This window comes from Citrobacter sp. Marseille-Q3906 (assembly GCF_916618775.1).
Classification (GTDB): domain Bacteria; phylum Pseudomonadota; class Gammaproteobacteria; order Enterobacterales; family Enterobacteriaceae; genus Citrobacter; species Citrobacter murliniae.
On the sequence record NZ_CAKAKA010000002.1, the window covers coordinates 1,541,727 to 1,553,990 of the forward strand.

At 52.5% G+C, this 12,264-nt stretch carries 12 protein-coding genes; 9 read left to right on the plus strand and 3 right to left on the minus strand.

Features of this window, described 5'->3' with window-relative positions:
* Window positions 1-72 precede the first annotated feature (72 nt).
* Window positions 73-2,016 (minus strand): methyl-accepting chemotaxis protein, encoded by a 1,944-nt coding sequence (locus LG384_RS11505; RefSeq protein WP_200013278.1) that lies wholly within the window; start codon window positions 2,014-2,016, stop codon window positions 73-75.
* A 155-nt stretch (window positions 2,017-2,171) separates the two neighbouring features.
* Entirely contained in the window at window positions 2,172-2,501 is a 330-nt protein-coding gene (gene hdeB, locus LG384_RS11510; RefSeq protein ID WP_045442905.1) for an acid-activated periplasmic chaperone HdeB, read from the minus strand.
* Between the two features lie 399 nt (window positions 2,502-2,900).
* Between hdeB and LG384_RS11515 the strand changes: the two genes are divergently transcribed.
* From LG384_RS11515 to LG384_RS11545, 7 genes are read left to right on the plus strand one after another with little or no spacing between them, the layout of a single operon-like run.
* Window positions 2,901-3,767 carry a MurR/RpiR family transcriptional regulator gene (locus tag LG384_RS11515; protein ID WP_225760925.1) on the plus strand — a complete coding sequence of 289 codons (867 nt, stop codon included), beginning with the start codon at window positions 2,901-2,903 and terminating at the stop codon, window positions 3,765-3,767.
* Between the two features lie 14 nt (window positions 3,768-3,781).
* Window positions 3,782-4,369 carry a D-alanyl-D-alanine dipeptidase gene (gene ddpX / locus LG384_RS11520; RefSeq protein WP_045442911.1) on the plus strand — a complete coding sequence of 196 codons (588 nt, stop codon included), beginning with the start codon at window positions 3,782-3,784 and terminating at the stop codon, window positions 4,367-4,369.
* Window positions 4,370-4,384: 15 nt separating this feature from the next.
* Window positions 4,385-5,947: an ABC transporter substrate-binding protein gene (locus tag LG384_RS11525; RefSeq protein ID WP_048221444.1), complete on the plus strand. Its 1,563-nt coding sequence runs from the start codon at window positions 4,385-4,387 to the stop codon at window positions 5,945-5,947.
* A gap of 44 nt (window positions 5,948-5,991) precedes the next feature.
* Complete coding sequence (locus LG384_RS11530; protein ID WP_045442917.1) at window positions 5,992-7,014, plus strand: ABC transporter permease; 1,023 nt, start codon at window positions 5,992-5,994, stop codon at window positions 7,012-7,014.
* On the plus strand, window positions 7,011-7,907 hold the full coding sequence (ddpC, locus tag LG384_RS11535) for a D,D-dipeptide ABC transporter permease (protein ID WP_045442920.1): 897 nt from the start codon (window positions 7,011-7,013) through the stop codon (window positions 7,905-7,907). The genes LG384_RS11530 and ddpC overlap by 4 nt, the downstream gene beginning before the upstream one ends.
* Window positions 7,904-8,890, plus strand: coding sequence for an ABC transporter ATP-binding protein (locus LG384_RS11540; RefSeq protein ID WP_045442923.1), 987 nt, complete (start codon window positions 7,904-7,906; stop codon window positions 8,888-8,890). Before ddpC ends, LG384_RS11540 begins: the two co-directional genes overlap by 4 nt.
* Window positions 8,883-9,824 carry an ABC transporter ATP-binding protein gene (locus LG384_RS11545; protein WP_045442926.1) on the plus strand — a complete coding sequence of 314 codons (942 nt, stop codon included), beginning with the start codon at window positions 8,883-8,885 and terminating at the stop codon, window positions 9,822-9,824. Before LG384_RS11540 ends, LG384_RS11545 begins: the two co-directional genes overlap by 8 nt.
* 33 nt (window positions 9,825-9,857) lie before the next feature.
* Here the strand turns inward: LG384_RS11545 and LG384_RS11550 are convergent, their stop codons facing one another.
* Complete coding sequence (locus LG384_RS11550) at window positions 9,858-10,748, minus strand: LysR family transcriptional regulator (protein WP_045442929.1); 891 nt, start codon at window positions 10,746-10,748, stop codon at window positions 9,858-9,860.
* 142 nt (window positions 10,749-10,890) lie between these two features.
* Between LG384_RS11550 and LG384_RS11555 the strand changes: the two genes are divergently transcribed.
* Window positions 10,891-11,598, plus strand: coding sequence for a CoA transferase subunit A (locus LG384_RS11555; RefSeq protein WP_048221441.1), 708 nt, complete (start codon window positions 10,891-10,893; stop codon window positions 11,596-11,598).
* Window positions 11,599-11,600: 2 nt separating this feature from the next.
* Window positions 11,601-12,257 (plus strand): CoA transferase subunit B, encoded by a 657-nt coding sequence (locus tag LG384_RS11560; RefSeq protein ID WP_045442935.1) that lies wholly within the window; start codon window positions 11,601-11,603, stop codon window positions 12,255-12,257.
* The last annotated feature ends 7 nt before the right edge of the window (window positions 12,258-12,264 follow it).

Here is a 12,264-nt window from a genome sequence, read left to right on the forward strand (position 1 = left end):
TATAAAGGATTTAACTATGCTGGCGTGCCATAAAATAAAAACGCCCTCGAAAGAGCGTTCTTATTGTCGTTATCAGGCAATTACCGGCTCGGGCAATCTGAACGAAGAAACCAGCGTGGCCAGCTGTTCCGCCTCTTCTTTCAGTACCTGAGTTCGTGCGGCAGCATCATCAATCAACGATGCGTTTTGCTGGACGGTGCTGTCCATTTCGGTAACGGCGAGCGTGACTTCGGAAACCCCTTTTCGCTGCTCTTCGCCTGCGACACGAATTTCACCCATCAATTGCCGCACCTGACGTACATTATTGACCAGTTCTTCCAGACGCTCACCGGCATTATGGATTTGCTGACTACCGCTGCCAACATGAGAAACCGACTCATCAATCAACGCCTTAATCTCCTGGGCGGCTGTCGCGCTGCGCTGCGCCAGCGTGCGAACTTCCGATGCAACAACGGCAAATCCTCTGCCCGCATCGCCTGCCCGGGCTGCCTCGACTGCGGCATTCAAAGCAAGGATGTTTGTCTGGAATGCAATACTGTCGATGACCGCGACAATTTCCACCATTCGTCCTGAAGAGTTGCTGACATTATCCATAGTAGAGATAACTCCCTGCATGACATCTCCGCAGCGGTTAGCCGTTTGCGCGGTGCTATCAGATAACTCATCTGCCAGTTGTGTGTTGCTTGCATTTTGATGAACGGTCGCATTAAGTTGTTCCATCGCGGCAGAGCTTTCTTCCAGTGCCGCAGCCTGCTGCGTCACACGTGAAGAGAGTTCCATATTGCTGTCCGCGAGGCTGACCGCATTATTTGCCACCACCACGCTACTGCTTCTGACGGTGATCAGGATGGCTGAAATTTTATCAACAAACAGATTAAACGCCTCTGCGATAGCCGATATCTCATCTTTACCGCGAACATCCAGTCGGCGGGTCAGATCACCTTCCCCTTGTGCAATGTCATCAAGCGCACGGCGGGTATCATCCAGACGCGAGATCAGCCTGCGAACCACCAGCCAGGATCCTGCCAACAGGATCGTCATAACAGGGATCAATACCTCCAGCACGTCCTGCATCATCACTTTGGCTAAACCAACAATACGTGATTCCGGCGTCACCAGGCCGACAACCCAGCCGGTATCTGCCATTGGAAACAGCATCACCCGTGATGGCGTATTCAGCACGTTATCGTTTTCAAGCGTTATAGTCTTCACGCCGTCAGCCGCGCGAAGTGACTTCAGACCATTTTCCACCGGCGCGAGCCATTCCGCACTGCGCGCCAGCTCGCTGAAAGTTTTAAATTTCGAATTATCAGCTTGTGGGAAGTAGAGGATCTGCCCTTGCTTATCCACCACGAACGCATAACCGCCAGTGCTGTTTCCCTGCTGTTGCATAAACGTGGCGACATTATCCAGACGAATATCGGTGGTAGCCACCCCGGCGAACTTGCCTGACAGTTGGTACGGGATACTACAGGTCACCATATTTACACCAGAACTTGAATCCTGATAAACATCAGACCACAGGCAACTGTTTTGCGAATGACCTTTCGCATGTTGGTACCAGCTTTCATTGTGATAACCAGCAGATCCTTCTGCATTATAATCATTGGAAAAATCCAGTTTACCCTCAGCATTTCGCGCCCAGAAAAAGCTACGCTTCTCCACGCCAGCGGTAAACGCATCAGGTTCTGGCCAAATCCCTCCGCCGGTAATAATAGAATTGTTATCTTCACCAATCAGGTGCGGTACGACACGTTGATACAAAGATTCATCGTTGGGCAGAACTTCAGCCAGCCGTGACAGGCTGACGGTTTCGCCCTCGATACGAGAGAGAACGGTACTCAATTGACGGGTTAAACCTTGCCCCGTTTCTTCGATCAGGTCGGTGTTGATTTCAACGACGCGCGGCTGACCGCGCCAGAGCATAATCGCAACAATAACCAGAGTGGTAACTGCAAGCAGCAGAATGCCACCAATGGTTAAGCGCGTTGAAATACGAGTAGGATACCAGGCCATACAAACTCCTTCTGTAAAAGGCTAACTTTTACCCAGTATCGGCACAGGAGTTTATATCTTTATAAAGTTTTCTTAAGTATTACAAAACAAATTAGTGACGTTGTCACGAATAGCAAAACCCAGCACTTTGGCTGGGCTTTAATACATGCTTAATCTTATTTAGATAATTCTTTTTTGATTTCTTCTTTTATTTTGCTTAATTCACTTTGCGGATGTTTTTTGCAAAGTTCAACGGTCAGAGGCACCGCAGTGGTGATAGTCTCGTTATAGTCGACGAAGTCACCGCCTTTGAAGTCTTCATCTTCATTCAGTACCCAGAAGGCAACCGGAGCCATAGTTTGCGGGTTCAAATCAATAAACTCCTGGCAGCTCATGCCTTTCGGAGTCACTTCAGTTTTAGCGTTATCAGTTGCTGCATTGACGCTTACACTGGTTAACAGCGCTGCGACCAGAACACCTGCTGTAGAAAGGGAGAATTTATTCATTGTAGTACTCCATTTATAATATAGATAATATCTACACTTGCGCTTTAAACCGTTAATGTAGTTCGCAAAAAATAATACCCCTACCGTTAGAAGAATAAAGATGGTCATCATTGATATGGCTGAAATTTATATTTCACATTACTAATTCTGATGTCTGGAGGAAAATGTTGCGCACAATGTGATCGTTCCGACGAAATCAACAGATTGATCCCCCACTTCCCCTGCCTTTGCACCAAAACTGAACTACGCTGCACAAATGTTGATCATTGGTTAATAAATATAAGTGTTTTTTAACAAAAAAACGCAGCGTACCGTTGTCGCTGACATGGCACGCATCCTGCATTGTTAATCAAGTAACAACGAAACAGCATCTGACAAACAACTAACAGCGAGACGGTGATGACATCAAAACCTGAGTTATTTGCCCGTATTGAAAAGACGTTTAGTCAGCTAACGCCCAGTGAAAAGCGCGTTGCCGGCTGGCTGTTAGCGCACGCAGCACAGATCCCTTTTGAGACGGCTGATGGTATCGCAAAAGCGACAGGAACCAGCGGCATCACCGTAGGTCGCTATCTACGCAAACTGGGTTTTCGCAACCTGGAAGATGCCAAAACCAGTCTACGAGAGTTGCCACTAATCCCCTATCAACCCTGGGGAATGAATGAACGCCTGGATTCCTGGCATCAACAGCAAAGCCTTCCCGATCGCGTACATCAGTCACTGCTGCTTGAGATTGACGCCATTACCCATGTTTACCAGTTGGCGCAAAGCGAAACATTTTTACGCATTGCACAGCAACTGGCCCACGCAGAAGCCGTGTATATCCTCGGGATCCAGTCCACCAGAGGGATCGCCAATGCCTTTTTTAGTCATCTGGAATACCTGCGCCCAAAAGTGAGTTACTCCGAAGGGCTTTCCGGAAGTTGGGTTGAGTCGCTGAATTCAGGGTTCAAACGGCCTTATGTGGTGATAACCGATACGCGTGCCTACGCCGCAATGTCGCGACAATATTGCCGGGTAGCCAGCGAACGCGGCATCCCGATCGCACTAATAACCGATGTCTGGTGCCCCTGGGCCAGAGACTATGCCATTGATTTAATACAGGTAAAAACCGACACCGGACACTTCTGGGATTCCCTTGCCCCGGTAAGTTGTCTGTTCAACTTATTACTCTCCGCAGTGGTGGCGCAACTGGGCGACTCCCTGGCGGAGCGCCTGCAAGCCAATCGTCAGTTACAACAACAATTTGGTCAATTCGAACAATAAACAGGAACCGTGCTATGTCAGAGACCCCAGAACTGGTCGATCTGTCAGTGATATTCCCGTCACTGCATATAGATCTCAAATATGCCACGACCGATAACATTACCGGCGCGCCTATCTATCGGGAAGCGCGTTGCCTGTTACACAGCGATGCGGTCGCTGGGCTGGCCAAAAGCATCAGCATTGCGCAACTGGCGGGGTTATCCCTGGTGGTATACGACGCGTATCGCCCGCAGCAGGCTCAGGCGCTACTGTGGAATGCCTGTCCCGATCCTCAATATGTCGTGGACGTGGCGATTGGTTCCAATCATAGCCGTGGAACGGCCATCGACGTCACGCTGATGGATGAACGCGGCAATGTCCTCGATATGGGAGCTGGTTTTGATGAAATGCACGATCGTTCCCATGCCTGGCATCCTTCTGTGCCCCCGAAAGCGCAGCGTAACCGACTGTTGCTCAACGCCATTATGTCTGGCGGCGGTTTTGTCGGGATAAGCAGCGAGTGGTGGCATTTTGAATTGCCCAATGCCGCACGCTATCCGCTGCTTGATGATTATTTTTCCTGTTTTACTGCCCCACAAATAACAACACAACATCCCCTTTGATTCTGGAGCCTGGTTATGAAGACTACACCTGCATTGAGATCGTTTTTTCGCCCCGCTCTGATTGCCGTCGCACTGTCGGTGGCCTTGCCCGCCGCCCAGGCCGCCGTACCTAAGGACATGCTGGTCATTGGTAAAGCAGCCGACCCACAAACGCTGGATCCCGCCGTGACGATAGATAACAACGACTGGACGGTCACCTATCCCTCTTATCAGCGTCTGGTCCAGTACAAAACAGCAGGTGGCAAAGGTTCCACAGAGGTTGAAGGTGATTTGGCCAGCAACTGGAAAGCATCTGACGATCATAAAGAGTGGACGTTTACCCTGAAAAACGACGCTAAATTTGCCGACGGTACTCCCGTTACGGCTGAGGCGGTGAAGCAATCCTTTGAGCGTTTACTCAAAATTGGTCAGGGACCTGCTGAGGCATTCCCGAAAGATCTGAAGATTGAAGCCATTGATGCCAGTACGGTGAAATTTATCCTCAGCCAGCCGTTCGCGCCATTCCTCTATACGCTGGCGAATGACGGCGCGTCGATTATCAACCCGGTTATCTTAAAAGAGCACGCCGCTGATGATGCCCGTGGGTTCCTGGCGCAAAACACAGCGGGTTCCGGTCCCTTCATGTTGAAGAGCTGGCAAAAAGGGCAGCAACTGGTACTGGTTCCGAATCCCCACTATCCGGGTCCCAAGCCAGCGTTTAAACGCGTATCAGTAAAAATCATCGGTGAGAGCGCTTCCCGCCGGTTGCAATTGTCGCGCGGCGATATCGACATTGCCGATGCGTTGCCCGTTGACCAGCTTTCCGCCTTAAAACAGGAAGGAAAGGTCAACGTGGCGGATTACCCTTCTCTGCGTGTCACCTATCTGTATCTGAACAACAGTAAAGCGCCGCTCAATCAGGTGGACTTGCGCCGTGCTATCTCCTGGTCAACTGATTATAAGGGCATGGTGAAAGGCATTTTGAGCGGCAACGGTAAACAGATGCGCGGCCCGATCCCCGAAGGCATGTGGGGCTTTGATGAAAAGGCGATGCAGTACAATTTTGACGAAGCCAAAGCAAAAGCCGAGTGGGATAAAGTTGCGACGAAGCCCGACAGTCTGAGTTTTCTCTACTCTGATAATGACCCTAACTGGGAGCCAATTGCCCTCGCCACACAAGCCAGCCTCGGCAAGCTGGGTATAAAAGTGAAGCTCGAAAAGCTGGCGAATGCCACCATGCGTGACCGTGTAGGCAAAGGAGATTACGACATTGCTATCGGCAACTGGAGCCCGGACTTCGCTGATCCGTACATGTTCATGAACTACTGGTTTGAGTCAGATAAGAAAGGTTTACCGGGCAACCGTTCATTCTATGAAAACAGCGAGGTCGATAAGCTGCTCCAGAGCGCGCTGGCAACCACCGATCAGGTCGCCAGAACGAAGGATTATCAGCAGGCGCAAAACATCGTTATTGATGAAGCTGCCTACGTCTATTTATTCCAGAAAAACTACCAACTGGCGATGAACAAAGACGTCAAAGGATTTGTATTCAACCCCATGCTGGAACAGGTCTTCAATATCTCCACCATGAGTAAATAAGCCACGTTTATGCGGAGCCAAATTGGCTCCGCAAGGGGAAGCCAATGACTTTCTGGAGCATTTTACGCCAGCGCTGCTGGGGACTTATCCTGGTGGTCACCGGTGTTTGTGTGATCACTTTTATTATTTCGCACCTGATCCCAGGTGACCCCGCGCGGCTGCTGGCAGGCGATCGCGCCAGCGATGAAATTGTCGAAAATATTCGCCAGCAATTAGGGTTGAATCAGCCGCTGTATGTACAATTTTTTCGCTACGTCAGCGATATTTTTCAGGGGGATTTAGGGACATCTATCCGTACCGGGCGTCCGGTAATGGATGAACTGCGCGTCTTTTTCCCCGCCACGCTTGAGCTGGCTTTCTGCTCTCTGCTGCTGGCGCTCATTATTGGCATCCCGCTGGGCATTTTATCGGCTGTCTGGCGTAACCGCTGGCTCGACCATATCGTACGCCTGATGGCTATCACCGGCATATCAACACCCGCGTTCTGGTTGGGTCTGGGCGTCATCGTACTGTTTTACGGCCATCTGCAGATTTTGCCCGGTGGCGGACGACTGGATGACTGGCTGGATCCCCCCACGCACGTTACCGGGTTCTACCTGATAGACGCACTTCTCGAAGGTAATGGCGAGGTCTTTTTCAATGCTCTCCAGCACCTGATCCTGCCGTCTCTGACGCTGGCTTTTGTACATCTGGGGATTGTCGCCCGTCAAATTCGCTCAGCCATGCTGGAACAGCTTAGCGAAGATTATATTCGCACCGCCCGCGCCAGTGGTTTACCGGGCTGGTACATCATTTTGTGTTATGCACTGCCCAATGCCCTTATTCCATCAATAACCGTTCTTGGCCTCGCGCTGGGCGATCTGCTCTACGGCGCAGTACTAACCGAAACGGTTTTTGCGTGGCCGGGAATGGGGGCCTGGGTGGTGACCTCTATTCAGGCGCTTGATTTCCCGGCGGTAATGGGATTTGCCGTTGTGGTTTCTTTGGCTTACGTACTGGTGAATCTGGTGGTGGATTTACTGTATTTGTGGATTGATCCGCGAATCGGACGAGGAGGCGCTGAATGATGCTTACGCAAGAAACACCAGCCCCATCCCCGCCAGCGCGCCAGCGCGTTGACTGGGCAAAACTGTTCTGGATGATGAAAAGCAGTCCGCTAACGCTGATTGGTGGCGCGATCATTGTGTTGATGCTGCTGATGATGGTGTTGTCGCCGTGGATCACGCCTCACGATCCCAATGCAATCGACCTGACTGCACGTCTGCTTCCCCCGTCTGCAGCACACTGGTTTGGTACCGATGAGGTGGGCCGTGATTTGTTCAGTCGCGTACTGGTGGGAAGCCAGCAATCGATCGTCGCCGGACTGGTCGTGGTGGGTATTGCCGGAGGCGTCGGTTCGCTGGTTGGCTGCCTGTCGGGTGTGATGGGTGGACGTGCTGATGCGATTATCATGCGCATCATGGATGTCATGCTGTCGATCCCTTCGCTGGTGCTGACGATGGCGCTGGCCGCCGCCCTGGGACCCAGCCTGTTTAACGCGATGCTGGCGATTGCGATTGTACGTATCCCTTTCTATGTCCGACTGGCCCGTGGGCAAACGTTGGTGGTTCGCCAGTTTACTTATGTGCAGGCCGCCCGCACTTACGGCGCATCACGCTGGCATCTGATTAGCTGGCATATATTACGCAATTCGCTGCCGCCCCTTATCGTGCAGGCGTCGCTGGACATAGGTAGTGCGATCCTGATGGCTGCCACGCTTGGGTTTATCGGTTTGGGGGCGCAACAGCCCAGCGCAGAATGGGGGGCGATGGTGGCGATAGGTCGCAACTATGTACTTGATCAATGGTGGTATTGCGCATTCCCCGGAGCCGCCATATTGATTACTGCCGTCGGTTTTAATCTCTTTGGCGACGGTATCCGCGATCTGCTGGACCCGAAAGCCGGAGGAAAACAGTCATGACACGGCCTGTACTGGAAATTGAGAATTTACACCTGAGCTTCCCCGGTTATAAAGCAGACGTTCATGCACTAAACCATGTCTCGCTACATATCAACCGCGGGGAGATTGTCGGCGTGGTCGGTGAGTCCGGCTCTGGTAAATCAGTGACAGCCATGCTCGCCATGCGCCTGCTGCCGGAGGGAAGTTATCGAATTCATCAGGGACGCGTGTCGCTGCTCGGTGAAGATGTTCTGAACGCCACTGAGAAGCAAATGCGTAAATGGCGTGGTGAGCGCGTGGCGATGATTTTCCAGGAGCCAATGACGGCGCTGAATCCGACCCGGCGTATCGGCCAGCAAATGGTGGAAGTGATCCGTCATCATCAATCAGTCAGTCGTGGTGATGCCCGCCAGAAAGCCATCGCTTTACTGGAGGAAATGCAAATCCCGGACGCCCCTGAAGTGATGTCGCGCTTCCCGTTTGAGCTGTCCGGTGGAATGCGCCAGCGCGTGATGATTGCGCTGGCCTTTTCCTGCGAACCGGATCTGATTATCGCTGATGAACCAACGACAGCGCTGGATGTGACGGTACAACTGCAAGTGCTGCGTTTGCTCAGGCATAAAGCGCGGGCCAGCGGCACGGCTGTGCTGTTTATCAGCCATGATATGGCGGTGGTATCGCAACTGTGCGACAGGTTGTACGTCATGTACGCCGGAAGTGTCATCGAAAGCGGCCCGACGCAAACCGTCATTCAGCATCCAACACATCCCTACTCCATTGGTCTGCTGAAATGTGCGCCGGAACACGGCCAACCACGCACCCTGTTACCCGCTATTCCGGGGACGGTACCAAACCTGACCTGTTTACCCGCAGGATGTGCATTCCGTGAGCGCTGTTTTGCTGCGGGATCACGGTGTGATGAGAACCCTGCGTTACGCAGTCAGGGGCTATCAGATCAGCAATCCGCCTGCTGGTATCCGCAACTGGAGGCAACGCATGTCTGACATTTTACTGGCACTACAGGATGTCCATGTCAACTTTCCCGCCCGTAAAAACTGGCTTGGTAAGGTGACTGAACGCGTGCATGCGCTCAACGGTATGGACTTACAGATCCGTCAGGGTGAAACGCTGGGTATTGTCGGCGAATCAGGCTGTGGGAAAAGCACTCTGGCGCAGTTGTTAATGGGTATGCTCAAGCCGACTCAGGGGCAATATATCCGCAGCGAGGAGCAACAAACTGGCGCAAGCAGCGGTATGCAAATGGTGTTTCAGGACCCGCTTTCGTCGCTGGATCCTCGCCTGCCCGTCTGGCGAATCATTACTGAACCGGTATGGATCCAGAAACGTAGTCCCGAACGAGAACGTCGCGCGCTTGCCGAAGATTTAGCCCAGCAGGTTGGCATCCGTCCTGAATATCTGGACCGTCTGCCCCACGCGTTTTCCGGTGGACAGCGTCAGCGTATTGCCATTGCCAGGGCATTATCATCAAAGCCGGATGTGATCGTGCTCGATGAACCCACCTCGGCGCTGGATATCTCCGTACAAGCGCAAATTCTTAACCTGCTGGTATCCCTACAGGCGCGCAGAAAGCTGACCTTTGTGCTGATATCACATAACGTGTCAGTTATCCGGCATATGAGCGACCGGGTAGCGGTAATGTACCTTGGGCAAATTGTCGAACTGGGCGACGCGCAGCAGGTTTTGACGCATCCGGCCCACCCTTACACCCGTTTATTGCTGGATTCAGTTCCTAAAACGGGCGCGCCACTGGCAGAAGATTTGCTATTACGTAAAACCGAACTGCCGGGAAATCGTACCTTACCCCAGGGATGTTATTTCCGCGACCGGTGCCCGCTTGCAACCAGCGGGTGTGAACAGAAGCAGTCATTGCTCAAAAGTGAAAGCGGAAGTGAAGTCCGCTGCTGGCGGGCCACATAAGATCCACCACGCGTATCATGCCTGACAACAATATCAGGCACGGTACGCTTTTTTCAGCGAGTCCACTAACACCTCGGAAGCCGTCGACAATTTATGATGCGCAGAGCGAAGAATGCCGATGCGTCGTTGTATAACCGGGCTGTCCAGCTCAATACAGGTTGCGCCAAGTTCGGTCATCTGCGTGCGGCAGAGCGCGGGTACTGCGCTGCCGCCTAGTCCGTTCGCCACCAGTCGTCCGATGGTCACCAGTTGATGGCTCTCCAGTGCAACCTCCAGCGAATGACCACTTTGTACCAGTTGTTCTTCCAGCATCAGACGTACGGCTGAAGGTCGTTGCAGTGTAATGAAATCCAGCGTCAGCAGTTCCTTCCATGTAATTCGCTCCCGGCCTGCAAGCCGACACGTCGGAGGCACAATAGCGATAAACCTGTCCATACCGAGCGGCGTGAAATGGAGGTGACCTGAATAGTCCGGTTCGAAGGCGATCCCCATTTCCACCCGCCCTTCACTCACCATTTCGATGACCTGCTCGTTAATAACATCGTGAACCGTCACATTGATACCGCCATAACAGTCACGAAAGGTTTTGAGTACCGGTGGCAGCACATTAGTGGCAAACGATGGCATTGCCGCAATAGAAATTTTGCCACGTTGCAGCGTAAAGCGCTGACGCATCGCTTCTTCCGTATTTTCCCAGTCTGCAAGCAGTTGCCGCCCCATCGTTAGTAGTGTTTCTCCCTCCTGCGTCAGGGTCACTTTACGGGTAGTTCTCAGCAGTAAAGCTCCTCCCAGCGAATCCTCCAGTCCTTTAATCGCCAGACTTAAGGCTGGCTGTGACATATTCAGCCGTTCGCTGGCATGAGCAAAATTCAGAGTGTGAGCTACCGCTAAAAACGCGCGTAACTGTTTGATGCTCATTCTCATTTCTCATTCCCTTAACTTGTTGAATACCTTTAATTAACATTAAATTGATAAAAAAACCCAATGAGTGAGTCACAAATTTAAAATTAACAAATCATTTTTCACCCCCAATGATGTCGGCAAGGACAACTGGAGGGGCAAGTGTATGGCTGGACTGGATAAACGGGTCGCCACCTGGCAAGAGGCGCTGGAAGGACTGACCGATAACATGACGCTGCTGGCTGGCGGGTTTGGCTTATGTGGTATTCCCGAGAATCTGATCGCTGAAGTTCGTCGTCGGGAGGTTCAGGGACTCACGGTCGTTTCTAACAACTGTGGCGTAGATGGTTTTGGCCTCGGCGTACTGCTCGAAACCCGCCAGGTACGCAAAGTGGTGGCTTCCTACGTTGGTGAAAATGCGCTGTTTGAGAAGCAGGTACTCAGCGGTGAGCTGGAAGCGATTCTGACGCCACAGGGTACGCTGGCAGAGCAGTTACGCGCGGGCGGCGCGGGGATCCCGGCTTTCTTCACCGCAACCGGATACGGCACTCCCGTGGCTGAAGGTAAAGAAGTTCGCGAGTTTGCCGGACGTCCGTACATCATGGAACAGGCGATAACCGGAGATTTCGCGCTGGTAAAAGGCTGGAAAGCCGACTGGTACGGCAACGTTATATACCGCCATACCGCACAGAATTTTAATCCGTTGATGGCGGCTGCCGGGCGCATCACGGTCGTCGAAGTTGAAGAGATTGTTCCTCCCGGAGAGCTGGATCCCGCGGCAATTCACACCCCCGGAATTTTTGTTAACCGCATTATTCAGGGCAAGTTTGAAAAACGCATTGAGCAACGCACCCTACGGCACAAAGGAGCCTGACCATGTTAACGCGTGAACAAATGGCGATGCGTGTCGCCCGCGAGCTGCGCGACGGCTATTACGTCAATCTGGGTATTGGTATTCCGACCCTGGTAGCGAATTACATCCCCGACGGTATGGACGTGATGCTGCAATCGGAGAATGGTCTGCTCGGGATGGGGCCGTTTCCCACCGAAGATGAACTGGATGCCGACATGATCAATGCCGGGAAACAGACTGTTACGGCGCGTAAAGGCGCGGCGATTTTCGACTCGGCGCAATCCTTCGCCATGATCCGCGGCGGTCATGTCGACCTGACGGTGCTCGGTGCATTTGAAGTGGATACCAACGGCAATATTGCGTCATGGATGATCCCCGGAAAAATGGTGAAAGGCATGGGCGGCGCGATGGATCTGGTGGCTGGCGCAGAAAACATCATTGTCGTGATGACGCATGCTTCCAAAAGTGGCGAATCCAAGCTGCTTCCTGCCTGTACCCTGCCGCTGACCGGCGTTGCCTGTATTAAACGCGTGCTGACCGACCTGGCTCTGCTGGAAATCGCTGACGGCGCGTTCATTCTGCGCGAGCGTGCCCCTGGCGTCAGCGTGGACGACATTGTCGCCAGAACCGCAGGCAAACTGGTCGTCCCCGATCACGTGCCTGAAATGCAATTTAACTGAGGAACTG